Origin of the sequence: Sporosarcina koreensis (assembly GCF_042655825.1) — a bacterium.
GTDB classification, from domain to species: Bacteria; Bacillota; Bacilli; order Bacillales_A; family Planococcaceae; genus Sporosarcina; species Sporosarcina koreensis.
In genome coordinates this window covers 31736-58489 of the sequence record NZ_JBHSNP010000025.1, presented here as the reverse complement: position 1 = coordinate 58489, position 26754 = coordinate 31736, and the positions used below count along the sequence as shown (strand labels likewise).

25 protein-coding genes and 1 riboswitch are annotated in these 26754 nt (G+C 46.2%); of the genes, 13 read left to right on the top strand and 12 right to left on the bottom strand.

Annotated features, from left to right (window positions below):
• Positions 1 to 85: 85 nt before the first annotated feature.
• The 3 genes from ACFPTP_RS11190 to ACFPTP_RS11180 all read right to left on the bottom strand — a co-directional run bounded on the left by ACFPTP_RS11190 (position 86) and on the right by ACFPTP_RS11180 (position 5447).
• Positions 86 to 4480, bottom strand: coding sequence for a S8 family serine peptidase (locus ACFPTP_RS11190; protein WP_381444833.1), 4395 nt, complete (start codon positions 4478 to 4480; stop codon positions 86 to 88).
• A gap of 551 nt (positions 4481 to 5031) precedes the next feature.
• Positions 5032 to 5238, bottom strand: a complete 207-nt coding sequence (locus tag ACFPTP_RS11185; protein WP_381444831.1) for a hypothetical protein — start codon at positions 5236 to 5238, stop codon at positions 5032 to 5034.
• A gap of 92 nt (positions 5239 to 5330) precedes the next feature.
• Entirely contained in the window at positions 5331 to 5447 is a 117-nt protein-coding gene (locus ACFPTP_RS11180; RefSeq protein WP_381444829.1) for a hypothetical protein, read from the bottom strand.
• A 213-nt stretch (positions 5448 to 5660) separates the two neighbouring features.
• On the opposite strand from ACFPTP_RS11180, the gene ACFPTP_RS11175 reads away from it, so the two are divergent.
• On the top strand, positions 5661 to 6431 hold the full coding sequence (locus ACFPTP_RS11175; RefSeq protein WP_381445032.1) for a 3D domain-containing protein: 771 nt from the start codon (positions 5661 to 5663) through the stop codon (positions 6429 to 6431).
• 97 nt (positions 6432 to 6528) lie between these two features.
• Complete coding sequence (locus ACFPTP_RS11170) at positions 6529 to 7371, top strand: STAS domain-containing protein (protein WP_381444827.1); 843 nt, start codon at positions 6529 to 6531, stop codon at positions 7369 to 7371.
• Positions 7372 to 7427: 56 nt separating this feature from the next.
• Here the strand turns inward: ACFPTP_RS11170 and ACFPTP_RS11165 are convergent, their stop codons facing one another.
• The 3 genes from ACFPTP_RS11165 to ACFPTP_RS11155 form a co-directional block, all read right to left on the bottom strand.
• Complete coding sequence (locus tag ACFPTP_RS11165; RefSeq protein WP_381444824.1) at positions 7428 to 8171, bottom strand: arylamine N-acetyltransferase family protein; 744 nt, start codon at positions 8169 to 8171, stop codon at positions 7428 to 7430.
• Between the two features lie 103 nt (positions 8172 to 8274).
• Complete coding sequence (locus ACFPTP_RS11160) at positions 8275 to 9519, bottom strand: metal-dependent hydrolase family protein (RefSeq protein WP_381444821.1); 1245 nt, start codon at positions 9517 to 9519, stop codon at positions 8275 to 8277.
• 16 nt (positions 9520 to 9535) lie between these two features.
• Complete coding sequence (locus ACFPTP_RS11155) at positions 9536 to 10705, bottom strand: hypothetical protein (RefSeq protein WP_381444819.1); 1170 nt, start codon at positions 10703 to 10705, stop codon at positions 9536 to 9538.
• 304 nt (positions 10706 to 11009) lie between these two features.
• Here ACFPTP_RS11155 and ACFPTP_RS11150 point away from each other — a divergent pair, with 304 nt between their 5' ends.
• The 6 genes from ACFPTP_RS11150 (at position 11010) to ACFPTP_RS11125 (ending at position 17032) form a co-directional block, all read left to right on the top strand.
• On the top strand, positions 11010 to 11843 hold the full coding sequence (locus ACFPTP_RS11150) for a glycerophosphodiester phosphodiesterase (protein WP_381444816.1): 834 nt from the start codon (positions 11010 to 11012) through the stop codon (positions 11841 to 11843).
• Between the two features lie 232 nt (positions 11844 to 12075).
• A complete protein-coding gene (locus ACFPTP_RS11145; RefSeq protein ID WP_381444812.1) occupies positions 12076 to 12771 on the top strand; it encodes an RluA family pseudouridine synthase in 696 nt (231 codons plus the stop codon).
• Positions 12772 to 12859: 88 nt separating this feature from the next.
• Positions 12860 to 14077, top strand: a complete 1218-nt coding sequence (locus tag ACFPTP_RS11140) for a carboxylate--amine ligase (RefSeq protein WP_381444810.1) — start codon at positions 12860 to 12862, stop codon at positions 14075 to 14077.
• A gap of 112 nt (positions 14078 to 14189) precedes the next feature.
• Entirely contained in the window at positions 14190 to 14342 is a 153-nt protein-coding gene (locus ACFPTP_RS11135) for a Fur-regulated basic protein FbpA (protein ID WP_381444807.1), read from the top strand.
• Positions 14343 to 14361: 19 nt separating this feature from the next.
• Positions 14362 to 15810, top strand: coding sequence for an amidase family protein (locus ACFPTP_RS11130; RefSeq protein WP_381444805.1), 1449 nt, complete (start codon positions 14362 to 14364; stop codon positions 15808 to 15810).
• Positions 15811 to 15871: 61 nt separating this feature from the next.
• The gene (locus ACFPTP_RS11125) at positions 15872 to 17032 is read left to right on the top strand and encodes a DEAD/DEAH box helicase (RefSeq protein WP_381444802.1); all 1161 of its coding nucleotides are present in this window, start codon (positions 15872 to 15874) and stop codon (positions 17030 to 17032) included.
• 168 nt (positions 17033 to 17200) lie between these two features.
• Here ACFPTP_RS11125 and map read toward each other — a convergent pair whose 3' ends face one another.
• Positions 17201 to 17947, bottom strand: coding sequence for a type I methionyl aminopeptidase (map, locus tag ACFPTP_RS11120; protein ID WP_381444800.1), 747 nt, complete (start codon positions 17945 to 17947; stop codon positions 17201 to 17203).
• 90 nt (positions 17948 to 18037) lie between these two features.
• The gene (locus ACFPTP_RS11115) at positions 18038 to 18379 is read right to left on the bottom strand and encodes a magnetosome magnetite crystal formation protein family (RefSeq protein WP_381444798.1); all 342 of its coding nucleotides are present in this window, start codon (positions 18377 to 18379) and stop codon (positions 18038 to 18040) included.
• A gap of 92 nt (positions 18380 to 18471) precedes the next feature.
• A riboswitch (TPP riboswitch) is annotated at positions 18472 to 18573 on the top strand.
• A gap of 185 nt (positions 18574 to 18758) precedes the next feature.
• Here ACFPTP_RS11115 and thiT point away from each other — a divergent pair.
• On the top strand, positions 18759 to 19319 hold the full coding sequence (thiT, locus tag ACFPTP_RS11110) for an energy-coupled thiamine transporter ThiT (RefSeq protein WP_381444796.1): 561 nt from the start codon (positions 18759 to 18761) through the stop codon (positions 19317 to 19319).
• Between the two features lie 25 nt (positions 19320 to 19344).
• On the opposite strand, the gene ACFPTP_RS11105 is transcribed toward thiT, so the two are convergent.
• Positions 19345 to 20094, bottom strand: a complete 750-nt coding sequence (locus ACFPTP_RS11105) for a tryptophan-rich sensory protein (RefSeq protein ID WP_381444793.1) — start codon at positions 20092 to 20094, stop codon at positions 19345 to 19347.
• Positions 20095 to 20254: 160 nt separating this feature from the next.
• Here ACFPTP_RS11105 and ACFPTP_RS11100 point away from each other — a divergent pair, with 160 nt between their 5' ends.
• Complete coding sequence (locus ACFPTP_RS11100; protein ID WP_381444791.1) at positions 20255 to 22060, top strand: M3 family oligoendopeptidase; 1806 nt, start codon at positions 20255 to 20257, stop codon at positions 22058 to 22060.
• Positions 22061 to 22067: 7 nt separating this feature from the next.
• Positions 22068 to 22613, top strand: a complete 546-nt coding sequence (locus ACFPTP_RS11095) for a GNAT family N-acetyltransferase (protein ID WP_381444789.1) — start codon at positions 22068 to 22070, stop codon at positions 22611 to 22613.
• 177 nt (positions 22614 to 22790) lie between these two features.
• Here the strand turns inward: ACFPTP_RS11095 and ACFPTP_RS11090 are convergent, their stop codons facing one another.
• The 3 genes from ACFPTP_RS11090 to ACFPTP_RS11080 all read right to left on the bottom strand — a co-directional run bounded on the left by ACFPTP_RS11090 (position 22791) and on the right by ACFPTP_RS11080 (position 24964).
• Complete coding sequence (locus ACFPTP_RS11090; protein ID WP_381444786.1) at positions 22791 to 23366, bottom strand: beta-class carbonic anhydrase; 576 nt, start codon at positions 23364 to 23366, stop codon at positions 22791 to 22793.
• Between the two features lie 123 nt (positions 23367 to 23489).
• Positions 23490 to 23627 (bottom strand): hypothetical protein, encoded by a 138-nt coding sequence (locus tag ACFPTP_RS11085; RefSeq protein ID WP_381444783.1) that lies wholly within the window; start codon positions 23625 to 23627, stop codon positions 23490 to 23492.
• A gap of 104 nt (positions 23628 to 23731) precedes the next feature.
• On the bottom strand, positions 23732 to 24964 hold the full coding sequence (locus tag ACFPTP_RS11080) for an aminopeptidase (RefSeq protein WP_381444780.1): 1233 nt from the start codon (positions 24962 to 24964) through the stop codon (positions 23732 to 23734).
• Positions 24965 to 25184: 220 nt separating this feature from the next.
• Between ACFPTP_RS11080 and motA the strand changes: the two genes are divergently transcribed.
• Both motA and motB read left to right on the top strand, forming a co-directional pair.
• On the top strand, positions 25185 to 26000 hold the full coding sequence (gene motA, locus ACFPTP_RS11075) for a flagellar motor stator protein MotA (RefSeq protein ID WP_381444777.1): 816 nt from the start codon (positions 25185 to 25187) through the stop codon (positions 25998 to 26000).
• Complete coding sequence (gene motB, locus ACFPTP_RS11070) at positions 25984 to 26745, top strand: flagellar motor protein MotB (protein WP_381444775.1); 762 nt, start codon at positions 25984 to 25986, stop codon at positions 26743 to 26745. Before motA ends, motB begins: the two co-directional genes overlap by 17 nt.
• The last annotated feature ends 9 nt before the right edge of the window (positions 26746 to 26754 follow it).

Genomic DNA, 26754 nt, shown 5'->3' with positions numbered 1-26754 from the left:
GCCACGCCCGTTTTATTTATTCAACCTGTTCAGCTGCTTTCTTCAACTGCCGCATCTTTCTTCAATTCCGCCTCGTCCACTCCATTCACTGGCCGAGATTGATGAACAGTTTTCCGTCTGCGAGCTTCCTTCTTTCATTTCCGAAGGCATCGACGACTTTCACTTCGACGCGTGCGCCGTCAGCGGTGACGCCTAACGGAACTGTCCAATAGCCGACGTAATGTCCTGGTGATACTTCTTGCATTGGCAATTCAGTCGCGTTTGTCACTTCTTTATCGCCAAGATTCGTCAGCGGCATGTGGATCACGTAGGTCGCCTTCAAACCAGGTTCGCTGTCGAATTCGAACTTGACGGATTTGCCGGTTACTAAATGGATATCTTCCTTCGGTGTCAAATTCGTAATCTCAGGAGCTGTGTACTTCGCAGTGACAGAAACAGTTTGGACCGTTTCGTTTCCTGCAGCATCTGTCGCGATGACAGTGATGGTATTCACACCCTCATCCAGTAGGATCCGTTTCGAGAACGTTCCGTTGTCTGCAACGGCTGCTTGTTGGCCGTTCACAGTCACCGATTTAAGATGAGCATCAGCTACTGTACCTTCCACTGTCACCGTTTCACGATTCGTTCTTTCTCCATCCTTCGGGCTTGTGATCGCCAATTCCGGCTGCATTGTATCCAATGTCACTGTCACAGGCTTTGAAGTACCCGTAGTTCGTCCATCCAATAGAGACACAGCGGTAAATTCATTGTCGCCTTCCGTCAGTACTGTTTGGAATGAAAACTTACCATCATTCCCGATGACAGCCGTGCCGACCTCTTCGCCATTATTATGAAGGGCGATTGTGGTTGTCGGTGTAGCAGTACCTTCGATTACGACGTTTTCAACATTAGTAACAGATCCGGATTTAGGGGAAGTGATCACCGGTTCGAACACTTCAAAGCTGACACGTGCCCGAATCATATAGTTCCCTTCAGCGACAGGAGCCTTTGTCCAAGCTCCGCTGACGAACTGATAACTTCTTTCGGCGTTCGGTCCGTTTTCATCCGTAGCAAGACCCGGCGCATAAGGATTCGGATCCTTCTGGATATACACCATATAGAAGTCGCCGTTCACGACGATATTATGCTCCGTCAAATCAACGACTGTCCAGTCTCCATTCCGTTTCGCCTGGGCATCGATCGGTCCCGCGAGCTTTTTCCCAGGGGCTCCGTCAGCACCAGTTGCATCCCAAACTTCAACTGCAATCGCAGTTCCGCCTGGTACTGGCCATTCAGTATCCCAGAAACGGAATACCCCTCCAGTGACGATGCCTGTCTCATTGCCTTCCGGAAGAGACATTTTTACGCCCCAACCATTTCCTGCATCGTAGAACACCCGTGCATTTTCAGGAGTTCCGTCATCATATCCGATTTCGCCGCCTGGATACGTGAAGAACGGCTCAAGTGCGAAATCATGGGAAGTTTGGCCGCCGATGCTGATGCTGGCCTCTTGACCGTGATAGCCGCGGGCGACCACTTTCAGCGTGTAATTGCCTTCATATGCGGTGATTGCGAAATGTCCGGCAGCGTCCGTCTGGACAGGGGAGATGTTCGCATCTTCCACGAGAAGCAATGTTGCGCCTGCAATCGGTTCACCAGTGGATTGGTCCGTCACAGTCCCGCTAATTGTTGCCTGAGGCATTTCTTCCAATGTGAAATTGGCAGTTGTCGTTTCGTCCGCATTGATTGTCACGGATTGCGCTTTCGACTGGTATCCATAAGCTTCTGCTTTCGCAGTGAACGTTCCGGCACCGTGTGTCATCGTATACGATCCGTCTGCAGGACTTGTATAGACGGAACGATCTGTCTCAAGAATATTCACTTGCGCACCGAGTGGCAGAAGGACAGGGGCTGCTTTGCCTTCTTCAACAGGAGGCGCCGGCTCTTCTTTCGGCATGACTGGCTTGATCGTTTTAGGATCAATCGGTGTTTCAAGGGCGTCTTTCCCTTTTTCAATAATAAGATCTGGATTTTGGCCTTTACCAGGTTTTAAGGCATTAGGAGCATTCTGCTCACTCTTTTCAAATAAGCTATTTCTTGGCGTCAGTGAAATTGTTCCGGCTTGGGATTGCCCGCTCAACGCAACATCGTCAATATACCAGCCTTCTCTCACAACGCTTCCATCGGAGTAAGCGTTGAAACCGATATAGACCCGTTGACCGCTATATGCGGATAAATCCACTTCCGCGTCGATCCAACCATTTGAAGCGCCTTGGATCTTGCGCAGTTGCGTCCAATTCTCCATATCCGTGGAAATGAACACATGTCCATAATCCCAAGCCGTTCCTAAAGTGGACTGCTCGAAATTATGCCATTGCTTGAACTGGAGGTACGAAGCGCCTTCCGGTAGATCGACCGGAGGCATGACGAGCGTTGCATTCATGTTGTTTTCATACATTCCGGATAGATTCGTGGCGTATACTTTTTCGCCAGAAGCTGCATTGCCAGGACCGGATGTCGGTTTGCCCCATTCCCAGCTGTTTTTATTTCCGAATGAATGCCAACCTACTGGCATCTGTTCGAAATCCTCGAAATAGCCGACTGTGATTCCAGGCTTGACAAGCACCGTATACTCTTCACTCGATACTTCATTGTTACCGAAATCATTGATTACCCATTTGTACTTGAATTCGTTTCCAGTGATGACATCGCCAGGAATCTTCACCCCGTATTCACCAGCCAGATAGTCGCCCGATTTCCGATCAGCTTTCATTGAAACCCATTGGCCGTCCGCGTTTTTATACTGGAGCGTCACAGAGGAAACGCTAATATTATCCGTCACATGGATACGTAAATCCAAATCCATGCCTTCGTAAGTTTCCGAAGGAGCCGAATGTTCGAATGAAGGCGGTTCGCTATCGTCGCCTTGCTTCGTCACTTGACCTTCAAGCTTTCCAAGGCCGCTCGCGATGGAAGAGACAGCGGCATATGCATCGACTAATCCATGCCCATACCCATGGTTAGGAGCAGTAGGGTACACGCTGTCGGTCAACGGCGTCGCCGTATTCAACAGAATCTGTTCCATTTCCTCAACTGTAATCCTGGCATTCACTTGCCGAAGCAAGGCAGCCACTCCGGAAACAGCAGGACCCGCCATGGAAGTTCCATTCCAACCGCCTTCATAGCCGCTTCCCGGAACGGAAGAACGGATGTTGACGCCGGGCGCTGAAATATCCGGTTTTGTCAGACCATATGGTGATGGCCCGCGCAGTGAAAAACTTGCGACTTTGTTATTGATATCTGTAGCGCCTGTTGCAAACGATTCCGGATAGTTCGCAGGTGCAGCGACAGATCCAGGTCCGCCAGGATTCGAAAGTGTCGTGTTGCCCGCAGAGAATTCAGGGAAGATTTCCGCGGCCCGCCAGTTTCGTACGACATCCCGATACCATTCGTCAAGTCCAGCACCACCGCCCCAAGAGTTATTGACGACATCCGGTGCCAAATCAACACGTGCATTTCCATTTGCATCTGTCGGAGCGAGAATCCATTGGGCTGCTGCCAATAAATCACGATCCGATCCGCCGGCTGGAGTGAATGCTTTCACTGAAATCCACTTCGCTCCCGGTGCGACACCGATCTTGTTATTTCCATTCGGTTCACTGCCGACCATCGTGCCTGTCACATGCGTACCGTGGCCGATATCATCATAGGGGACTGACCTGCCGACAGTTGCATCGAACCAGCTGTAGTCATGGTTCACTTCACCTGTAACAGCGTTGTATCCCCGGTATTTTTGTTTCAATGCAGGATGATCCCATTGCGCACCTGTATCGATGCTTGCAACGACTGTACCCGAACCATCGATCCCCATGTCCCAAACTTGCGGGGCATTGACCCGCTCGATGTTCCATTCGATATTCGCCGGTTGCGATTTCGGGGCAGCCGTGTTTTCGACTACTGTCGTTTGCAATTGGCGTGTTTCATTCGGCAGAACCTTTTCGACTTCCGCGAATGTCCCGATTGCCTCAGCTACTTCCTTCGTTGCCGTTACGGCCATGCCGTTGACGATATAGTAGGAAGTGATATCCTTTGCATTGCCCGCTTTCACTTGTTGTTCGAGATATTGCTTGACGTTTTGCTGCGATTCAAGGGAAGTCAATCGTAATTCGGAGACAACAGCAGATCTTGTCATCATGATCGATTGCTTTCCGGAAAGGTTCGCTTGGCTAGCCTGCTGTTTTGCAGCAGCTGCCACTTGTTCCGTATCCGCCTGTTCCTTGAACTTGATTAGAAAGGTGACCATGCTTTCATCTTTGAAGCTATCGAGCAATCGATGGCTGACTTTCTCTTTTGCAATCTCGTTCGAGTCCCGCAATGAGTGATGCAGTTTCTTATTCATGCCTGTGCTTGCAGCCATCGCAGGTGTAATCAATGAAAATACCATTAGGATTGTTGCCGCGATGCTGAATAATCTCATCCGCTTACGTTTCCTCAATTCCATTCCTCCTTTTTGGTTTCAACTGATCCCTTGTGAATAGCCAACAAAAAAACACCCTTTGCCCCCTTCCTATCTAAGGTTCTCAATGGTGTCGGAATCTCCGTATCTGGCTGTCTACCAATTATTATACATTTATAAAATAAAAATAAAATACCGAATGCTCTGACTAGGTAAAAAATAATGATAAGTAACTAACTGGAATGAATTGGAACTAGGAGTTTCCTCTTGGTTCATTATGAATTGTGAAAAGTCAAGGAATCAGCATAAATCCTTTAGATAATGGGTTTTCAGGTTCTGCAAGAGAGTGGCGCAGTGGATTAAGAAATGAAGCTTCGAAGTAAATGAGGTTGAAGACCTATATTTGGAAGATGTAGGTAATTAATTTATTTATAAAACATAAAATTATAGGTATAAATGGATATTGAAATTGGCCTCCCAAATTAGGGAAAATGTTCCGGAGAATTTTCCCAAATTGCACACCATAAAAAAGAAGCCGGCAAATTTCCGGCTTCTTTCAATTATTACATCTAGACTCCTGGCGCCCTTCGCTTTTGTTAGGGTCGAGGATTCTTATGGATTCTTTCTTTTCTCAGATCCTCTTTCAGATCGTCCAGGTTGATCGTGTCGACGGTCTGCATATCCTCGTGCATATCGAATAAGCTAACGCGATCCGAACTAGGAATCCCTTCAGGATGTTCCAAATGACGAAAGCGGATCGTTTCCCGTTCTACATCCGGCGTAGGCCGATTCTTATCTGCCATTGCTGTTGCCTCCCCACATCAGTTTCCATATAGGATTGGCAAAACCAGTGGATGTATGCGTCCAGTCAACCGCAGCAGGCAACCGTGTCCGTTCAGCGTCTCCGTAATGGGGCGGTCGTCTTTTCTTTATTGGCGATAATTTTGCGCACAATCGGATATACGACCGGCGCCCATTTAATAGCGGTCCTGATCACTCTTCCTAATCTCATGTCATTCGCCCCTTTCTAACTGTTTACTTTAATTTTCCCCCATAGCCAATAAAGTAAACAAAATCCGCTTTATCTATGACAGTCTCACTATGTCAATCAATTTCGTGATTGTCATATTCAAAAACTTTTGAAAAAAGAATGTTTGTTTTTTGAAGTTTTTGGATAGAACTGGGGAAATTGTTTTGAAGAGAGGAGCAATATTACTTGATTAAGATGAAAATGATTGTATTGACCGCAATCCTAACATTCTCGTTCGCTGTTGTGACTCAAGCGGCAACATTGAGCTTGACAGAACAAAGTGTAGGGACCGTGGATAGTCCAGAAGAAGTGAGTTCGAATCTTAATGATATTCCCTTTTTCGAAGTTTGGGAAAATACATTTCCGTTGTTTTATCCGCCACTGGATCTATTGAAGAAAGAACCTGTTACGTACATGGTTGAAGAAGGCGATAATCTCTATCGGATCGCCTTGAATCACGGCATGACCTTACAAGAATTGAAGCTCTTGAATAATCTGGTGAATGACATCATCCATCCTGGTGATGTGCTGACGATTAGCGGGGAAGACCCCGGCAGCAAAGTCGTCATGGCAAAGACAGTAAAAGTCGCTTCGCTCACCAAAGAGGACATCCCTGAAAGCGTACCGAAAGAGCCGGCATTCAACTTATCTGTTTCCAGTCCACCATCGAGTACCGGTAGCGAAATGACTGTGACAGCAACTGCATATACAGCCTATTGCACGGGTTGTTCAGGGACGACAGCATATGGCATTGATCTGCGCGCCAATCCCGATCAGAAAGTGATAGCAGTCGATCCATCCATTATTCCCCTTGGCACGAAAGTGTGGGTGGAAGGATATGGGGAAGCGATTGCCGGAGATGTCGGCAGCGCAATCAAAGGACATAAAATCGATGTCTTCATCCCTACCTATGCGGGTGCGATGGAGTGGGGCGTAAAAAAAGTGAAAATCAAAATCATGAATTAACTAGATACGTATTGGGAACCGTGCACTATTTTTTCCCAATACGTATCTTTGTTTATGTTACAATAGGAATAATGGATTGTCGGTTGGAGGAATGAGAATGAGAAATATGAATCGTGAGCTCTATGATTTTTTGATCGAGCATGTGGATGCCATCACGGAGGATTGGCTTTCAGAACGGGAAGCAAAGGATGGTTCCATCTATTCGAAGGACGCTGGTGAGTGGTCGGAGCAGATGCTGCGGGAGCAAAATAGGCTGACCAACTTGACGATTGCGAGCAGTCTCTTGGAAGACAAAGAGGCTTTTGAAAATAATAAGAGAGAATGGGCAAAGCTTGTCGCTGAAAGTCGGGTGAGCAGCAGGACGCCTATCTATGAAGTGCTCGATGCGCTAAGCAAGGTAAGACATGCTTTTTGGCGGTTCATTGAAAAATTTGTCGACCGGGAAGGGGATCGGGTCCTCCGTTCCGACATTATGAATTGGGGTATTGCCGTACATATGGCGTTCGATGAATTGTTAGTGGAGTTTACAAGGAAGTATGACGAGTTGATGAACTCGCGGCTATTCGCACAACAAAGCCTTATCGAAGAGTTGAATGCGCCGATCATCAAACTTAATTCAACGATCGGGGTATTGCCGCTTGTCGGAGATATCGATACGACCCGGGTCCAATCGATTATGGATTTCGTACCGAACCGATGTGTCGAGCTTGACGTCAGTCACCTTTATATCGATTTATCCGGTGTTTCATTGATTGATACGATGGTGGCAAACCATATTTATCAGTTGATGCAGGTGCTTGACCTGCTTGGAATCGAGTCTACATTAACCGGAATCCGTCCGGAAATCGCTCAAACTTCGGTCCAATTAGGGTTGGATTTTTCACAGATCCAAACGTTTGGTTCACTTCAGTTGGCGCTTAAAAAGACTTTAAGGAAATAGCCATAAAATGAATTAAAAAACCGGTGTAGGGGTGCATTCCCAGCCGGTTTTTTCTGTTATATGTTGATTCCGAATGAATCTGAGAGAAGCGCTTCTTTTTCGTGAGCTGTAAGTGAAGTGGAGTTCATGACCCCGTTTTCGGAAATGGACAGCTCCAGGTCTTTTAACGTCAATCTGCCTGTAGGTGTCGCTTTTGTGACGATGTCGACATGCGTGAACGTCGATTCGGGGGAGACTTGATTGAATACGCAGCCTTCATGGAAGTTCTCAAGCTGCTTTGCCGAAGTGGAAAACCGGTACAAGGGCCTTGATTCCCCATTCCGCGTTCTGATCAAATCGAAAACTTCCTTGCCGGATTGCTGAATTAAATACGTGCCGCTGACGTCCGTTTGCGGACTTCCGTTCAGAGGAATCGGTAGAATTGTGGAATCACCGAATCCGACATCGACAAGATAGGGTTCATCTAATTGGACGATGATGGCAGCATGCGTTTCGGGCTTTGCCCATTGTCCATTCGGCCGGAATACAGTGGCAGCAATAAGGGAAGCGTCATATCCAAGCTCCTTCAACAGCCAATGGAAAAGGCCATTCAATTCATAGCAATAGCCGCCGCGATTCCGAAGGACGATTTTTTTGTAAATGGTGTTCAAATTTAAATAGATCGGAACCCGGCGGATGACATCAAGGTTTTCAAATGGAACTTCAGTCATATGTAGACGCTGCAGTTCCGTCAACTGATGAAGGGAAGGTTTATTTTCCTTTGAAGCGTGAATGCGTTTGAGGTATTTTTCAATATCCATTCTATCTGCCTCCTAACGATTAACAACAGTATACCATTGATAGAACATATGTTAATTGAAAAAATGGCCACTGCTGACAATTGTCTACGCAGTGGCCATTTCATTATGCAGTTAGATCTTTCTCCACTTTTCCGCCTTTGATGACGACTTGGATCGTGTCATTATTCGCAAGGGAATGGATATCTTCGAGTGGATTGCTTTCAACGATAATGACATCCGCAAGCTTTCCAGCTTCAAGCGTTCCAACCTGATCTTCCCAGCCTAAACATTCAGCCGCCGTTTTAGTTGACGCGACGATCGCATCCATCGGACTCATGCCGGCATCCGCCATCAATCCCAATTCGCGTAGATTCGTACCGTGCTTCATGACTCCGGCATCTGTTCCCATCGCGATTTTGACTCCGGCCTTATAGGCTTTCTGGAAGCTTTCAATATGATGCTGGATGACTTCCTTCGATTTCTGGACGGCCGTTTCGGGCATGCCCGTTTCCGCCGCGGTTTCCAAAACAGCTACCGGAGCAAGAAGCGTCGGTACAAGATACGTTCCGTTTTCGAGCATCAGATCGATTGCTTCGTCGTCAATGAAAATGCCGTGTTCGATGGAATGGACGCCTGCTCGGACAGCGTTTTTGATTCCTTCCGCCCCTTGTGCATGGGCCATGACCTTGACGCCTTTACGGAACCTACCTTCCTCGACGATGACTTTCAGTTCTTCCAACGAGAATTGAGTGAATTCCGGATGGTCGGTTGCGCTCAATACACCGCCGGTCGCATGCACTTTAATGACCTCAGCGCCCGCACGAAGCATTTCACGCGTCTTTTTGCGCACCTCTTCCACGCCATCGCAAACCCCGTTCGGCATGCCTGGGTATGGAGAAGGCAACAGATCAAGCACATTGCCCGAAACCGTATACCCGTCTCCATGTCCGCCGGTAATTGTCAATGCATTGATGCTTAGCTGCAAGCGAGGTCCTGGAATGAGGCCTTCATCGACTGCTTTTTTCACGCCGAAATCAGTGCCGAGCGCATCACGCACGGAAGTGACACCCGCATCCAATGTAGCTTTCAAGTATTGAGCCGCCCGATAATACATGAATGAAAAAGGAGTGGCCAATCGCTCTTGGATCGGCGAGAATTCCAGCATCATATGGACGTGCGTATCGATGAAGCCGGGAAGGATCGATCCGCCTGCAGCATCGATGACTTGTTCATCGCCAGTCGCTGCAAACCCGCTTTCGTCACCGACATATTCGATACGCTCCCCGTCAATGACAACAATCTGGCCATGTTTCGGTTCTCCGCCGTTTCCATCAATAAGTGATCCGTTTTTAATAATTGTTTTTGTCATCGTAAATCCCCCCGAATCATAATGTCTGAACTAAAATGCCTGCGATAATGACCGAAGCCACTGTGACAGTCGTAAATCCGCCAATCAGCATCGGCGCTAATAATTCATCGAAAATCGCTTTCGCTTCCTTCTCGTTTCTCGCGACACTCCGGCTCACTTCTTCGCAAAGGATATAATCGCCCGGAAAGCCGAACAATGCGGTCAATGCGACTGGCATACCTTTATAGGGATGCCATTTCACAATCTTCGACATGAGGAATCCGCCTAATGCAATTCCGAAAGTACCAATGACGAGGATAAGGAGAATGCTTGGCAAGTTACTTAACACTTGTGAGGGTGTGACACCGGCCATGGATCCGATAACGACAAAGATGATGCCGATCATCGTAATCGTGAATGAGTTTGCTTTTTCAAGCGTTTTCGGTTCGAAGACTCCGATTTTCAGACCGATGACGCCGATTGCGAGAGACCAAAGGGTATAGTGGATCGGCGTGACCGTGCCAAGTGCGACCCCAACGGATGCACCGACAAAAATATAGAACAATTTCAACGTCGTGCTCGATCTGAAAGGGCCTTGTTTTTTGCTTTTTTCTTCTTCCTTCAAAGTATCCGCTTCGGACACCATCGGGACAAAGGTTCCGTTATCGATATCTGCCTGTATTTTTGCTGCGTACCTTCTCATGAAATTCATCGCGAGCGGCATGCCCATCAGCCCTTGGAAAGCAACAATCAGGGCAGGGATAATCACAAGGCTTGTAAGTCCGATTTCTTTCAATTTTTCCGATGTAATGATAAGAGCGATGATGCCTCCGCTGATCGGACCTACCCCCGCAACAGCAGTCGGGTAATCAAAAATCAAAGGGATGATCGTCAATATGAGAATCCCGGAAACGATTATGCCTCCGAGAGCGATAAGGACAGCCTTGAATTGGCTTTTCAGCAATGAAAAAGGAATCATCGTTCCCATATGCAAAATTGCCGGGCCGATCAAGATGGCTCCGAGAGCAGGAAATTGGGATTTCTCCAAAATATCTTTCGGGAAGATGCCTGTCCAAATAAGGATAAGGAATCCTACCATCGCGGTGAGAAGCATCGGGACTCTGGCTCTTGATACTATGGACAGCCATTCGCCCAATGCAATTAGAGAGAAAATCAAAGTTGTAGCGATTACAGGATTACTTAACATGATGGCTCCTCCTAGATGTAAAAAGTTATTCTTCCAACTATGAAGTGAATTCCTAGTTTTAAGTGATATCCAATATATCAATGGAAAAATAATTTGTAAACAGTATTTTGACGATTACTACTATTGTTTCAATTTGAAAGCGCATACAATATTGAAACGTCAATTTGCGAAAAAAATGTAATACTTTTAGCTTATTATGAATATAAGGGTATTCAAGACTAATAATTTATGATATTATAATTGAAAGATAATTCGGATATTGGTAAATTTTACTGAATTCGATGAGAGAATGCGGGGAATTCATATGAGAAAACATAATGTGATTTGCATGGCGATCATTGGAGCGTGCCTATTCCTCCTTGTCGGGTTCAATGACCAGACGAAAAAGGTACACAATCCCAATTTGCTTAGTATCGCCCATAGGGGTGCTTCCGGTCTTGCACCGGAAAATACTCGAGCCGCATTTCAAAAAGCAGTGGAGCTCCGTGCTGATTATCTTGAATTTGATGTCCATCTTTCAAAAGACGGTGAACTTATCATCATGCATGACGATAAAATCGATCGCACGACAAATGGCAGCGGTTACATCAAGGATATGACATTGGAAGAATTGAAGACATTGGATGCAGGAGGCGCTTTCGGCGAAGAATTCCTAGGTGAGCCAATTATGACTCTCAACGAATTACTGGAAGAGTTTTATAGTCAGATCGGATTGTTGATTGAACTGAAAAACCCAAAGTCCTATCCAGGAATGGAAGAAAAGGTCGTTTCGCTGCTCATGGGTTATGACGACCTTAGCTCAATCATCATCCAGTCATTTGATGTCGATTCCATGAGGAAAATACATACAATATTGCCGGAGATTGAAGTGGCGATCCTCGTCCATCCTTCTGAATCGCTTTTATCGGCAAAAAAATTGGATGAACTGACATCATTCGCATCGTATATCAACTTCAATGTTTCTTTTTTAAGCAAGAAGATGGTGGACAATATCCACGAACGTGATAGCAAGGTTCTTGTATGGTCGAAGAAAGACAAGAGGATGGTTTCGAAAGCGCAGAAAGTTGGCGTCGATGGCATCATATCGGATTTTTCAATATGGCCGACGGAAGAACCGATCTACTTGGTACAGGAATAGATCTAGTGTAAAAAGCCGAAGAGCGCTCTTCGGCTTTTTTGTATGCTCATCTTTTGCGCAGGGTCCATTCTTTCGCCGCAAGGGTCCATTCACTTCCACCCATCCAACATTTTTAGCAGAAATGCTGGTAAATATATAGTATGATAGACGGAATGGAGGCGAGTCGGAATGAAAAGTAAATCGTTCTATACGGAAATTTGTCCATCTATATTATTGAAGGGAACTGTGAAAGTTGATCATACGCATTTTATATGAAGATAATCATTTGCTCGTCGTCGAGAAGCCTGTCAATTTACCGGTGCAGGCAGATGACAGTGGCGATGAGGATTTATTGACATTGTTGAAGGCAGATTTGAAGGAGCGGCACCAGAAGCCGGGGAATGTCTATTTGGGCCTTGTGCATCGGCTGGACCGTCCGGTAGGCGGCGTCCTTGTATTCGCAAAAACGTCCAAGGCGGCATCCCGACTTTCAGACGTGCTTCGAAAAAGGGAAATGGAACGGACATACTTGGCTGTCGTCCGTGGCAGCTTAGGAGATGGCGGTCTTTTGGAGCACCATCTGTGGAAGGACACGAAGAAAAACAAGGTCCATGCTGTGAAGCCATCACACCCAGAAGGAAAGAAAGCCATCCTTCATTATGAAACAATCGAAAGGAAAGACGGAATGAGCTTACTCGCAATCCGGCTTCATACTGGCAGATCGCATCAAATCCGCGTGCAGATGGCTGCGTCCGGCGCACCGCTCTACGGGGATCAGAAGTACGGCCAACATGTGAACCGGCCGGGACAGCAAATTGCGTTATGGGCACATACCCTTTCCTTCCCGCACCCGACGACGAAGGAAATCCTCAAATTCGAATCGACACCGCCATTTGAGCATCCTTGGAGTATTTGGAAACAGGTAGGCGCCGAAGCTTTGACAATGTGAATTAATTCAATGATAGGCGCTCGGGTCGATTGACATCGAAATTCATGAACCCTACACTAAGATAGAGAAAAGCATGTTGGAGGAAACTATGACAAACCACCCGTTTATCCCGATCATTGTAGGGACTGATATTAATGCATACAATATGGCAATTTCATTTCACGAGGCTTACGGAATCCATCCGATCCTCGTAGGGAAAGAGCCGTTATCGTTTACGAGCTTAAGTACAATTCCCGGCGCAATCGAGCTGAATCCGAAATTAGGGGAGAAGGACGAGTTCGTTCGCTTCCTGAAACAAGTTGCAAAAAAATATAAGACGCAAGGGAAAAAGATGCTTCTGATCGGAACGAATGATTTATATGTCCGCATGATCATTGAAAGCCGTCAAGCGCTCAAGCACGATTTCGTTTTCAACTATATCGATGAAGAGTTGATGAATAACCTGCTCGTGAAGAAGAATTTCTACCGGCTTTGCGAAGAGCACGGCATTGATACACCCGCGACGTATTTCCATTCATGTGAGTCGGACGAACGTTTCACTGAGGAAGTCATGTTCCCGGTCATCATCAAGCCAAGCAACGGCGTACAATATTACAAGCATCCGTTTGAAGGGATGCAAAAAGTGTATAAAGTCGACTCGTATGAAGAAATTCAGAAAGTCATCGACACGATCAAGAAAAGCGGTTATCGCGACGACTTGATCATCCAAGATTTCATTCCAGGCGATGATACATATATGTGGGATTCCGTCTTCTACATTAACAGCAAAGGCAAATCCGAACTGATTACATTCGGACAAGTCGTTTTGCAAGAGCATACGCTGACGGCGATCGGCAATTATACAGCGGTCATCACCCGATATAATGAAGAGATGATGATGAAGCTGAAAGGGTTCTTAGAGGCGCTCAACTATGTCGGCTATGCGAACTTCGATTTGAAATACGATCACCGTGACAAGAAGTTCAAAGTGTTCGAAGTGAATATCCGACAAGGACGTTCAAGTTATTACATTACATCTTGCGGACATAATTTGGCGAAGAATTTTGTCGATGACCTCATTTACGGCGTCGAAAAGCCGTTGACATTATTAGACGAAAAGTTCCTTTTCACAGTCGTTCCGAAAATCGTCTTAAGGGAATTTGTCGACAATGCGAAAGTTCGTAAAGAAATAGACCAGCTGTTAAGGGCAGGCAAATATGCAAATCCGCTCTTCTATAAAAGGGATAAAAGCTTCAAGCGAAAACTGTATTTATTCATGAGGCAAATCAATTACTACCGTAAATATAAAAATAACAGATGGTCTTAAATTCTCCCCGTTGCGATGTGCGCAGCGGGGTTTTTTGGTTAATTCTTCATAGTTTACGGCTTTCATGGAAGTGGAATAGATGATAGCTATCAATTTAGGAGGAATTAACACCATGAAAAAGCAGGAAAATCCCGTGCTCGAAAATAAAAGGGATAAAATAATCGAAAACCTTGTGAATGAAGGCGTCTTTAAAATAAACGGAAAACAATTATATGAACTATCTTTATATGAGTTGATGAAACAGTATACAATGAGGATAGAGTGATGATAATGGGGGGATCCATTTGAACAGGAAATTGGGTGAAGTGCAACAGGTATGGCTGGAGGAGGCGACCATCCGGCAAATGCAGGAAAGAATGTCTTCCGATGATCTTACGTCAGAAGAACTGACGGTCATGTATATGAAGATGATTTCTGAGAAAAACCGGAATATCAACGCTGTGCTGGAGCTGAATCCGCAAGCTCTCCAAATCGCCAGGTCACTTGACGCAGAACGTCGAAGCGGCATTGTCAGGTCGTTATTGCATGGCATCCCGGTACTGTTGAAAGACAATATGGATACGGGAGACGGCATGCATACAAGCTGCGGCTCATTGGCGATGAAGAACTACTATGCGGAAGAAGACGCTTTTTTAGTGAAAAAGCTAAGGGAAGCGGGCGCAGTCATTTTAGGCAAAACGAATATGACCGAATGGGCGAATTTCATGTCGGACCGCATGCGGAATGGGTGGAGTTCGCGGGGCGGACAAGTGAATAATCCATACGGTCTTTTTGATGTGGGAGGATCGAGCTCGGGCGCCGCGGCTGCTATTGCGGCCAATATGGCGGCAGTCTCCATTGGGACGGAGACGAGCGGTTCCATCATTAATCCCTCAGCCCAAAACTCTCTCGTCGGCATTAAACCGACCGTCGGAGCGATAAGCAGAAGCGGCATCATACCCCTTTCATTCACCCAAGATACACCGGGGCCGATCGCGCGGACAGTGGAAGACTCGGCCATCACATTCGGATTGATGGTCGGCCATGATGAAAACGATCCCGTGACGAAGGGAGCCGGAAGATTCGATGGAATCGATTGGCTGTCCATGCTCGACACCTCTTCGTTGGAAGGCAAAAGAATCGGCATCGCACGATCGATTTTTGCTCGGGAAATTTCTACGGAGAGAAAAGAGAAGTTCGAAGAAGCACTTCATCGCCTGAAATCTCTAGGTGCAGAACTTGTCGACGATATTGATTTAGGGACAATGGAAGACGATCTAGGTTATGATGTCCTTCTGTATGAATTCAAAGCGGCATTGAATGAATATCTCGGCCAGACGCCGATGACAAACCCGATCCGTACATTATCAGATATCATTGAATTTAATAAGGAGCATGCGGAGGAAACACTTGCCTTCGGTCAAGTGATGTTGGAAAAAGTGGATCGGACGAGCGGAACATTGACCGAGCCGGAATATATCGAAGCATTATTGAGAAACCGTCATTTGGCGGGGGAATTGGCTCTCGACCGGGCTTTTGACGAGCACAAGATTGACGTGCTTGTATTCCCGCAGGACCACGGATGCAGTTTTAGCGCGGCGGCAGGGTACCCGGCAATAACGGTTCCATCGTCTTTCACGAATGAGGGCGAGCCTTTTTGCATCACCCTATGCGGCAAGGCGTTTTCCGAACCTGAACTGGTCGGCTATGCCTATGCATTCGAACAATCTGCAAAGGCAAGAAGAAAGCCTTGACTTGAAAGATAAACGATTCCGGTCCATTATAAGATAAGGAACAGTGAAAGCGGGGATGAGAATGTCCTTCTTGGAAAAAATGGACGATAACATTAAGAATAAGTGGAAGTTTGAAAGGGAAACACCGATCCAATCTCAAATGATCCCGGAATTACTGAATGGCCGGGATGTTGTGGCGGAATCACCAACCGGTACAGGAAAGACGCTCGCCTACGTCTTGCCGATCCTTCAACAAGTGGACGGCAAAAAGATGCAGACGCAAGCATTGATCATGGCTCCTTCCCAGGAGTTGGCGATGCAGATTGTCAACGTCATCCGTGAATGGGTGGAAGGAACCGATATAACGGTGACTCAATTGATCGGCGGCGCGAACATGCAACGCCAGATTGAACGATTGAAAAAGAAGCCGACCATTGTCGTCGGAACACCTGGGCGTCTCGTTGAACTTGTGAAAGCGAAGCGTTTAAAAATGCATGATATCCGCTATATCGTATTGGATGAAGGCGATCAGCTGCTATCACGGGATTATCGTGTCATTGTGAAAGATTTGATTGAAGCGGCAAATCCGGAACGTCAAGTCGCCGTTGTTTCTGCCACGATTACGGATGAAATTGAACTTGTCGCGAAAAATCTGATGAATGACCCGATCCGTCTGCATGTCTCTGTCGAGGATATGCCGTTGTCGGGCAAAGTGGTCCATTCGTTTGTGAAGACGGATGCGCGGGATAAAACAGACCTGCTTCGTGGGCTGTCCCATCTGCCATCGATCCGGGCACTCGCCTTTATGAATAATGTCGATCAGCTTCGGATGAAGGATATGAAGCTGCAATATAATGAGGCACCCGTTGCGGTCCTATACTCTTCCATGTCGAAATTCGAAAGGCAAGAGACGTTGGAAAACTTCCGGAAAGGTGAAATCCGGATTTTGATAGCGACGGACTTGGCGGCAAGAGGATTGGACATACAAGGGCTGACCCATGTCATCCATGTCGATGTCCCCCATACGATCGAGCAATATTTGCATCGTTCGGGACGGACAGGACGTGCAGGGGAAGATGGGGAAGTGCTCACATTGCTCTCGTATCCTGAAGAGCGCACGTACAGGAAGCTGTCGAAAGGATTCAAGCCCGTCCAAAAAGTGTGGTATAAAGGAAAGTTGATGGAAGGGAATTCGAAGACGGTCGGCGGTCAAAAAGATGTGAAGAAAACGAAGAAGAAATGATGAAAAGCGGAGAGTGGCAATAGCCGACTCTCCGCTTTTGTTCTTTTTTAATCCAGCTCCGAGCGCTAGGAGCTCGGGGTCATAAGTCGAAAACTGCTCTGTGGCAAAGAACGCCACTCCGCATTTTCGCCTTATGCCTGTCGCTCCTAATCAAGCGCTCCCCGCTTTTTATAGTTGAGTCAATATGATCGGTTCGTCTTTTGTCACGATGATCGTATGTTCAATTTGGGCGACGAGGGATTTATCCGGTGTGATAAATGTCCATCCGTCCCCAAGCTCGATAATATGCTCGGCTTTTTCAGAGATGAACGGCTCTACCGCCAACACCATCCCTTCTTTCATCAATGTTTGATCCCAAGCATCATAATAATTTAGAATATGCTGCGGCTCTTCGTGCAAAGATGTTCCGATGCCGTGCCCAGTCAAGTTCTTGATGACTTTCAAGCCGTTATCCTTCGCTTCCCGCTCGACTACTTTCCCAATTTGGCTTAACTTTGAGCCTGCTTTCACTTTTGTCATCGCACGGTCAAATGCGCTTTTCGCCACGTCGCAAAGCAGTTGTTTCTTCTCATCCGCTGTGCCGACGACGAATGAAATGCCGGTATCTGCAAAGTACCCGCCGAATGATGCAGAGACATCGATATTGACAAGGTCGCCGTCCTGGATGACGCGCGATCCCGGAATGCCGTGGGCAACTTCATGATTGACACTGATGCATGTATAGCCCGGGAACTCATATTGGTCAATCGGTGCTGACACAGCTCCGCGCTCGGCAAGAAGGCGCCCTCCGAGTTCATCAATCTCTTTTGTCGTAATGCCCGGAACAGTCGCCGCCTTCATAGCTTCCCGCACTTCTGCGACGATGCGACCGATCTTTTTCAACGCTTCGATCTCTTCGTTGTTCTTCACAATCATGATTTACAGGTCCCTTCTTTGAAACGTAATTTTCCATCTGATTATAACATAGTTATTCAATCGTAAAGAAACGTATGCCTGTCCTGTCTATCATTTCAACACTTTCACGCCTTGGTAGACGTTCCAGATGACGACGAATAAAAATAGCAGTCCATAGATGATCATGAATAGAAATGGCGCCAGTCCCCAAAAGTCGAATCGCCCTGTCATCATGGTGTGCATCCTCGACTCATAGGAGATCATCGAAAACGAAAACAGGATGAATCCCGCAATGAGGAGTACGACCGGGACAAGATGCGAGATGAGTGAACGCTTCGCATGGCCTTTCACTTCATGGTCATCCGTGACAAAATAGACGATTGCAGGCAGCAGCAGAGGCGAAAAGAATATGCTGAAATAACAGAGGGCGGATAATAGTTTATTATTGGTCATGGGCTTACCTCCCGTAATTCTAATAAGTAGTTTACAATATCATCTTGCTTATAAGTACTTTAACATATACAATGGAGACGACAATTGAATTACATGACCACAAGGGGGGCCTTCAACGGCTGAGATTGGACATTTGTCCTGACCCTTCGAACCTGTAAGTTCATGCTTGCGTAGGGATGTGGATGGAAACTGACAACGATCGATGTCTCGGTTCTATCCGGGATGTCGTTTTTTGTTGCAAAAGAGTTTTGAAGCTGTTTACTAACCGTAGCCATGATCGGCGTCATTCAAACATGCCGATTATCTGTGATGCCCGGTCGAGGCAAACAAACCGCTTTTTCATTCCGTATCCCTCCGACAAAAAAAGGGGGAGTTAGAATTGGATCGTAAACGTCTGCAGTTTTTATTAGAGGTTGCTATTTTTGGAGCTTTATCATTTGTCTTGGATATGCTTGTCTTGTTCAAGATGCCCCAAGGGGGATCCGTCACATTGTCCATGTTGCCAATCATCGTTATTGCATTCAGATGGGGAATACTTGGCGGAATGTTAACAGGGTTTATTACCGGACTATTACAGGTAATTAGTGGGGCATATGTGTTGAATATCTACCAGGCGGCGCTCGATTATTTTGTGGCTTATTCGCTGGTAGGGATTGCGGCAGTTACATTGGGCTGGTTGATTAGTAGTAGAAAAGCGGGGAATAAACGATCGATGGTTTCAGCAATTGTTATAGGTACTGTCATTGGAGGAGTATTACGATTCCTTGCCCATTATATCGGTGGGATTATTTTCTTCGCCGAATTCGCAGGAGATCAGCCGGTATGGTTGTATTCACTTGTGTATAATGCATCGTATATGATTCCATCAATCATACTTTGTGCAATTGTAGTAGTACCTTTATTCACAACCGCTCCACGACTGATTCAAAGGGCGGCATAAAAAAAGGAGTAGGCGTATGATGAACTCATATGCCTACTCTATTTTTGTTGTCAATGCGTCTGCCTGAAAACAGGAAGATGCACGTGATGATGACGGCAGATAAGAAGATGGCCGCTGCAGAGATGAATAGCTCTTCCGTCCCGTTTCTGACAGCAATGCCGATAAATGCCCAAACAAACACAAGATTCATCACATAATCCTTGTGGTGGTACATAAAATGTAAAGCGAACGCAGTTGAAACCGTTAAGAAGATGACTGTCCATAATGGATCGCTTAACCCGAATCCTGTCCAACCATGGATCATCAGCAAATAACTGACATTCGAGATGGTTGTGATGAAAATCCATCCTGTGAGCAAACTGAATGGCGCTCTGCCAAACATTCGGTTATCTTGTTTCGGAAAGATAAAGTAGAAAGTAAGCAAAACAAAAAGAAGCGCGAGTTTCGCTATGACGGTAATCGTGAACAATTCGAAGTGCCAAAGGAAAATCCATGCAATATGCAGAAGGCAACTTACTACGAAAAGGAAAGTGACGCGGTCTCGATGTGCGGAGCTCATCTCGTGGCGAGTCTTGTTAAAATTGAGAATCCAGAAAAAGATCATGATATAGAGCAACCAACAGATGATCAATACATAGTTCGCCGGTATGAAAAGCAATGGCAGCCGGCTTGTAATTTCGCCTGTTGTGTTTCCGTTCAGTGAGTAGAAGCTTGCGATAATATTTAATAATATGACTGTACATAGTGACAGGGTCATCAGAAGTATTCTTGACATAGTACATCCTCCCTTTGAACAGTATACATAGGAAAAGGGAACTGTGCGAAAGAAAGTATGAAGTTTCCGTCACAAATCCATTATTTCGAATACCGAAGATTCGTGGTATAATAAAAACATGCTTTTATTATAATTTTCTAAATGATTAGGGGGATCATCATTGACTACGACAAAGACGTATTCACAAGTATGGGATTTAGATGTGTTTTTTAAAGGTGGAAGCGATTCAGAAGAGCTCCGTTCACATCTTGACGCCGTAAAAGAGCAGATCGGTGCATTGGAAAACCTTGCAGCGGCCACGCAAACGCCTACATCCATGGAAGAGGCGGATCAAGTCCTTCATGTTATCGATGAAATCAAAAACACGGCGAAAAATTTACGCGAAGCGGGCGCAGTCATCGGCTGTTTCATCGCTGCCAATACGAAAGATAAAAAAGCGCTTCTTCTCCAAGGAGAAGTGGGATCGTTAGGAGCCAGATTCCAGACAGCCATGTTGAAAATCAAACAGGTTGTCGCAAAAACGGAAGAATCGGTGTGGAAGGGACTGCTTGCAACTAAGCAACTATCCGAATTCGACTTTGTTCTGCAAGAATGGCGTGAAGAAGTTCAATTGAAATTATCCGAGGAAGAAGAAAGTCTGATTACAGCGTTAAGTGTCGATGGCTACCAAGCGTGGGGACAACTTTACGACCAGCTTGTGGGAGACATTACAATTGAAATGAACGTTGACGGGGAAAAGAAAAAACTATCCGTCGGCCAGGCGAATAACCTAAGTTCCCATGCAGACGTCAAAGTGCGTAAAGAGGCATTTGAAAAACTTGAAGAGGCTTGGGAATCAAAAGAGGATTTCTTTGCATCCGCATTGAACCATCTGGCGGGCTTCCGTTTGGCTGTCTATGAGAAGCGCGGCTGGGATTCCGTTTTGAAGGAGCCTCTCATGCGAAATTGGATGAGCCAGGAAACGCTTGATGCAATGTGGGGGGCAATCAGTGCCAACAAAGCACCTTTCGCAGAATACTTGAAACGGAAAGCCGAACTATTAGGAAATGAAAATATGAATTGGTATGATTTAGATGCACCGGTCACTTCATCAACGAAGGAAATGCCATTCCAGGAAGGTGCAGAGTTCATTTTAGAACACTTCGGAAAGTTCGGTCCTGAACTGGAGGCATTTTCAAGGAAGGCATTTGAGGATAGCTGGATTGAAGCGGAAGACCGCGCAGATAAGCGTCCAGGCGGCTTCTGTACAGGCATGCCGGTTTCAGAGCAGTCCCGTATTTTCATGACGTATAGCGGCTCCATGTCCAATGTTGCGACATTGGCACATGAACTTGGCCACGCGTTCCATTCATATGCATTGCGTCCAGTGCATTATATGAACCGCCAATACGCTATGGGCGTCGCGGAAACGGCATCCACTTTCGCGGAGATGATCGTAGCGGACGCTTCCGTCAAATCTGCGGAAACGGAAGAGGAGAAACTGGCACTGCTGGAGGATAAAATCCAGCGCAGCGTGGCATTCTTCATGAATATACATGCAAGATTCCTTTTCGAAACACGCTTTTATGAGGAAAGGAAAAATGGAATTGTACCAGCTGCAAGATTGAATGAATTGATGGCTGAAGCGCAAAAAGAAGCGTATGCAGGAGCTCTTGATACGGTTCATCCGCATTTCTGGGCTTCGAAGCTGCATTTCTATATTACGGGAGTTCCATTCTATAACTTCCCGTATACGTTCGGATACTTGTTCTCCTTGAGCATTTATGCAAAAGCCCTTACGGAAGGAGATTCGTTCGAACAGAAATATATGGCCCTGCTGCGCGATACAGCCGTCATGTCCGTCGAAGATCTAGCAATGAAGCATCTAGGGGAAGACATTACGAAAGAAGAATTCTGGGCAAAAGGTGTGGCGTTATGTGTGAAAGATGTAGAAGAGTTTTTGAAAATAGCTTCCGAAGAAAGGTGAAGAAGCATTGATTCTGCTTGAAGGGCGAACTTGTTATTTGCGTATATTGACAGAAGACGACGCCGCGATTTTCACCGAGCTGCTCAAAGCGAACCGGGATTATTGGACGGTCTTTGAGCCTCGTCATGAATCGGCCTATTATACAGTTTCTGTCCAACGGGATAAGATAAGGGAATCCATTTATCAAATGAGAGATCGGCGCGAATACAATTTTGGGATTTTTGACGCCGAAACAAGCAGGTTGATCGGTCATATATCGTTATACAGCATAAAAAGGCTTCCGTTCTCAAGCGGCTTTGTCGGTTATTCGATCGACGAACGGGAAACGGGCAGAGGTCTCGCCACGGAAGCGGTGAAGATCGTTACAAAGTTCGCATTCGAAACCGTTTCATTGCATCGGGTGGAGGCGTTTGTTTCTCCGCGCAATGCCGGTTCAGTGAAAGTGTTGGAAAACGCGGGGTTTGTCCGCGAAGGGTTGCTGAGGAAGCTGTTGTACATTAACGGTTTTTGGGAAGATCATTATATGTATGCCAGCTTGGCGGATGATTATTGAAAGGGTAAGGCCGCCTGGCGGAAACTGATAGCTAAAATAAAAAGTCGATTCTTCTAAGGAAGAATCGACTTTTTATTTTTGCGAGTAAAAGCGTAGCGTTACGAGCAAATGGCGTGCCAATTCTTCACTTGAAGAATCGGTTTTTGTCATAATATCTATTTCCCGGGAAATCCGGTGTCAGTTTTCGTCGATTGCTTCGTAGCCGTCGACGATGATGTCCAAAAGACCAGTGTCAGGATGGGCGACGAGGCCGTGTACAGGTACTTTACGATCCATAAGTGGATGATTCCGCACTTGGTTCACACTTCTTTTTACGCTTTCCGTAACATCACTGAAGCCGTGCAACCAATCCTTCATATCGATGCCGGAGTATTGTAAGGTTTTGAACAGATTTCTGTCGACTCCCCGGTCGACCATCTTACCGATGATCTGTTCCGTGTCGATGGAGCTCATTCCGCAGTCGTGATGGCCGATGATATAGACTTCATCCGCCTTCAATTCGTAGAGGGAGATTAAAATGCTCCGCATAACGCTTCCAAAAGGATGCGTGACGATGGCACCGGCGCTTTTGATGATCTTCGCATCGCCATTCCGTAAGTTCATCGCTTTTGGCAGTAGTTCAGTAAGCCTTGTATCCATGCAAGTCACAATGACGATTTTCTTATCGGGGAATTTTGTAGTGGCATATTCTTCATATTTCTTCTCGTTCACAAATTCTTTATTATACGCAATGATTTCAGACAAAATTGTCATGATGGGGCCCCTCCATTTAATTGGGATTTCATGAGCTGAAAATATCTCTTTTCAGACTACATTCAAACTATACTAAATAGTGTACAGAAAAAGAAAAGAGTTGCCAAGTGGCAACTCTTTGTTTTATTTTACTTCAGGCTTTGGATCGATTCTTTCCGCATCGGAAGAATCAAGAGCCTTCCCGAGAAAATGCATTGTAAATAACGCAGCAATACCAAGGACAATCGAGTAACCGATAACTGTAGTAAACATCAAGCCCATGATGAGACCCCTCTCTACAATGAATGTTATTATACATTCATTATACTATAATCCTGGAATAATTAAAGAGCAGATTGAAATCTTTTAATGAATTGTGTCTAAAATCAAAAGGCCCAATTCCCGTTACGGAATACGGGTTCGACAGTTCCATCCTCCAACACCCCGTCAATATCCATTTCGGCAGAGCCGATCATGAAGTCGACATGTGTGATACTTTGGTTCAGACCATGCTTTTCCAACTCTTCTGTAGACATCGTCTTACCGCCTTCGAGACAGAAGGAATATGCGCTGCCGATTGCAAGGTGATTCGATGCATTTTCATCGAATAGCGTATTGTAGAATAGAAGTCCGGACTCGGAAATTGGTGAAGCGTGAGGTACGAGCGCAACTTCACCAAGATACTTTGCCCCATCATCCGTATCGATCAGATGTTGAAGCACTTCTTCGCCTTGGCCGGCTTTCACCTCGGTAATCCTTCCGTCTTTGAAAGTGATTGTGAAATCATCAATGATGTTTCCGCCGTAGCTGAGCGGCTTCGTATTTTTGACGTAGCCGTTTACGCCTGTCTTATGCGGGACCGTGAATACTTCCTCAGTCGGCATATTTGCCATGAACGCATTGCCATCGACGTTGACACTCCCGCCGCCGGCCCAAATATGGCCTTTTGGCAATTCGATTGTCAAATCTGTGCCTGGTGCCTTGTAATGCAATTTGGCGTATGCTTTTTCATTCAAATAATCGGCTTTTTCATTCAGGTTGCGGTCAAGTTCCTTCCATGCGCCGACAGCATCATCCTGATCGGCTCGGACAGCTTTGAAAATCGCTTCCCATAGGGTTGGAACTTGCTCGGATTCTTCCAAGTCCGGGAACATCTTTGCAGCCCATGCCTTTGAAGGAGCTGCCACAACGGACCAGCTGAAACGGTCTGCCTGCAACATTTTGCGATAATTGTTAAGCGCTTTTCCGCTAGCCTTCTGGACATCTGCTATGCGGGAAGGATCCACTCCCTTTAGCAGGTCAGGACTTTGTGACACGATGCTGACGAATGCCGCTCCGCCTTCTGCCAATTTTTCGCGCTCCATCACTTTCCATTCCGGGAAATCCGAGAATGATTCAGCAGGCGCCTTTTTATAACGAAGTTTAATCAGTTCCTCGTCAGCCCAATCGACGATAACATGTCTTGCGCCGGCTGTGTAAGCTTTGTCGGCAATCTTCCTGACAAGCTCAGCTGTTTCGATGGAAGCGCTGATGAAGAGTGTCTGATCCTTTTGGATGTTCGCTCCGACTTTCACAATCAAACTTGCGTAGTTTTCCAACTTCTGTTCAAATGACGACAACATAAAAACCTCCTTAATCCATATGTATTAATAGTACTCCAGTGGCAGATAACAGGCAAAGGAAAAAATGCGAAAATCCATAGTTATCAATACTGTGGGAATATGTGTACTATAGGTGACATTTCCTTAAAGATTGATATTTATTATTGAAGATGGCTAAAGAAAGATGGGATTATGTCGAAATAAGAAGAAGTAGACTGTAGGACTTGGAGGTACTTATATGGATTTATCAACCGTTTTTGGACTTATCCTCGGAATAGTGGCGCTTTTTGTCGGTATGGCGATGAAAGGTGTAACACCGGATAATCTGTTAAATATAGCTGCGATCCTCATAATCATTGTCGGTACGATGGCAGCGGTTGTCATCGCATTCCCGATGAAGGAGATCAAGCGGGTGCCGAAGCTGTTCGGCATCATTTTTAAAGAACAGCAGTTGACGGCCGATTCGGATTTGATCAAGATGTTTTCGGGATGGGCGGATGTTGCAAGGCGGGAAGGTTTATTGTCGTTAGAAGCGAAGGCAGATGAAATCACCGACCCGTTTTTGAAAAATGGACTTGGGCTGGCGATTGACGGACAAAATGCCGATTACATCCGTGATGTCCTTACCGAAGAGGTGGACGCCATGGAGGACCGGCATTCGGCAGGGGCGCTCATCTTTTCACAGGCCGGAACCTATGCGCCGACCCTCGGTGTGTTGGGGGCGGTTGTCGGTTTGATTGCAGCATTGAAGAATATGAATGACATCGATGCATTGGGACATGCCATTTCGGCGGCATTTGTCGCGACATTGCTCGGGATTTTCACGGGGTATGTGCTTTGGCATCCTTTCGCCAACAAACTGCAACGGAAGTCGAAGGAAGAAGTGCGACAAAAAATGATGATGATCGAAGGCATTTTGTCAGTCCTTGAGGGCGAGGCCCCGCGTGTGATCGAACAAAAGCTAGCTTCTTACTTGTCGATGGAAGAACGTCGAAAGCTCGCAGCCAAAAATACGAGCGACAGGGAGGCGGGACAGGTTGTCGAGGAAACGTAAGAGAAGGAATAGGGAAGAAGGGCATATCAATGAATCTTGGCTTTTGCCTTATGCGGATCTTCTCACGTTGTTGTTAGCGATGTTTATCGTCCTGTTCGCATCCAGTACGTTGGATGAAGTTAAATTCAGCCAGATCTCGTCCGTGTTCAACCAGATTTTTGATGGAGGGACGGGTGTGATGGATAACAGCGCCCCGACTCCTGTACCGATTCCAAAAGATAGTGCGGGGGAGAAAAATGAAAACTCCTCCTATTTAGAGGACCAGCAATCGCTTGAAGAAATCCAAGATAAACTTGATGAATATATTGCGGTACACGAGCTCGAAAATCAGTTCCAGACGAAATTGACTGAAGAGGGGCTGCTGATCACGATCCGGGATAGCATCCTGTTCGAGTCAGGTAAAGCGACGATCAAACCGCAATATGCAACGTTGTCGAAAGATATTGCCAATCTGCTTGTCTTTGAAAAACCGCGTCAAATTGTCATTACAGGGCATACAGATAATGTTCCGATCAATAGCGCGGAATTCCCGTCAAACTGGGAGCTCAGCATGATGCGGGCGATCAATTTCCTGAAGACTGTTGTCAGCAATCAACAACTGGATCCCCAGCTGTTCAGCGTGAAGGGCTATGGTGAAAATAAACCGGTCGCTCCCAATGACACTGAAGAAGGAAGAAGCAAGAACAGAAGGGTTGAAGTGCTTATACAGCCACTCGTCCTAAAAGACGGGACATCAGTTGAATAAACGAAATGA

Bases quoted from the DNA above. Each gene is read 5' to 3' on its own strand.
- ACFPTP_RS11190 (WP_381444833.1), bottom strand. From the start codon at position 4,480: ATGGAATTGAGGAAACGTAAGCGGATGAGATTATTCAGCATCGCGGCA.
- ACFPTP_RS11185 (WP_381444831.1), bottom strand. From the start codon at position 5,238: ATGGCAGATAAGAATCGGCCTACGCCGGATGTAGAACGGGAAACGATC.
- ACFPTP_RS11180 (WP_381444829.1), bottom strand. From the start codon at position 5,447: ATGAGATTAGGAAGAGTGATCAGGACCGCTATTAAATGGGCGCCGGTC.
- ACFPTP_RS11175 (WP_381445032.1), top strand. From the start codon at position 5,661: ATGAAAATGATTGTATTGACCGCAATCCTAACATTCTCGTTCGCTGTT.
- ACFPTP_RS11170 (WP_381444827.1), top strand. From the start codon at position 6,529: ATGAGAAATATGAATCGTGAGCTCTATGATTTTTTGATCGAGCATGTG.
- ACFPTP_RS11165 (WP_381444824.1), bottom strand. From the start codon at position 8,171: ATGGATATTGAAAAATACCTCAAACGCATTCACGCTTCAAAGGAAAAT.
- ACFPTP_RS11160 (WP_381444821.1), bottom strand. From the start codon at position 9,519: ATGACAAAAACAATTATTAAAAACGGATCACTTATTGATGGAAACGGC.
- ACFPTP_RS11155 (WP_381444819.1), bottom strand. From the start codon at position 10,705: ATGTTAAGTAATCCTGTAATCGCTACAACTTTGATTTTCTCTCTAATT.
- ACFPTP_RS11150 (WP_381444816.1), top strand. From the start codon at position 11,010: ATGAGAAAACATAATGTGATTTGCATGGCGATCATTGGAGCGTGCCTA.
- ACFPTP_RS11140 (WP_381444810.1), top strand. From the start codon at position 12,860: ATGACAAACCACCCGTTTATCCCGATCATTGTAGGGACTGATATTAAT.
- ACFPTP_RS11135 (WP_381444807.1), top strand. From the start codon at position 14,190: ATGAAAAAGCAGGAAAATCCCGTGCTCGAAAATAAAAGGGATAAAATA.
- ACFPTP_RS11125 (WP_381444802.1), top strand. From the start codon at position 15,872: ATGTCCTTCTTGGAAAAAATGGACGATAACATTAAGAATAAGTGGAAG.
- map (WP_381444800.1), bottom strand. From the start codon at position 17,947: ATGATTGTGAAGAACAACGAAGAGATCGAAGCGTTGAAAAAGATCGGT.
- ACFPTP_RS11115 (WP_381444798.1), bottom strand. From the start codon at position 18,379: ATGACCAATAATAAACTATTATCCGCCCTCTGTTATTTCAGCATATTC.
- ACFPTP_RS11105 (WP_381444793.1), bottom strand. From the start codon at position 20,094: ATGTCAAGAATACTTCTGATGACCCTGTCACTATGTACAGTCATATTA.
- ACFPTP_RS11090 (WP_381444786.1), bottom strand. From the start codon at position 23,366: ATGACAATTTTGTCTGAAATCATTGCGTATAATAAAGAATTTGTGAAC.
- ACFPTP_RS11085 (WP_381444783.1), bottom strand. From the start codon at position 23,627: ATGGGCTTGATGTTTACTACAGTTATCGGTTACTCGATTGTCCTTGGT.
- motA (WP_381444777.1), top strand. From the start codon at position 25,185: ATGGATTTATCAACCGTTTTTGGACTTATCCTCGGAATAGTGGCGCTT.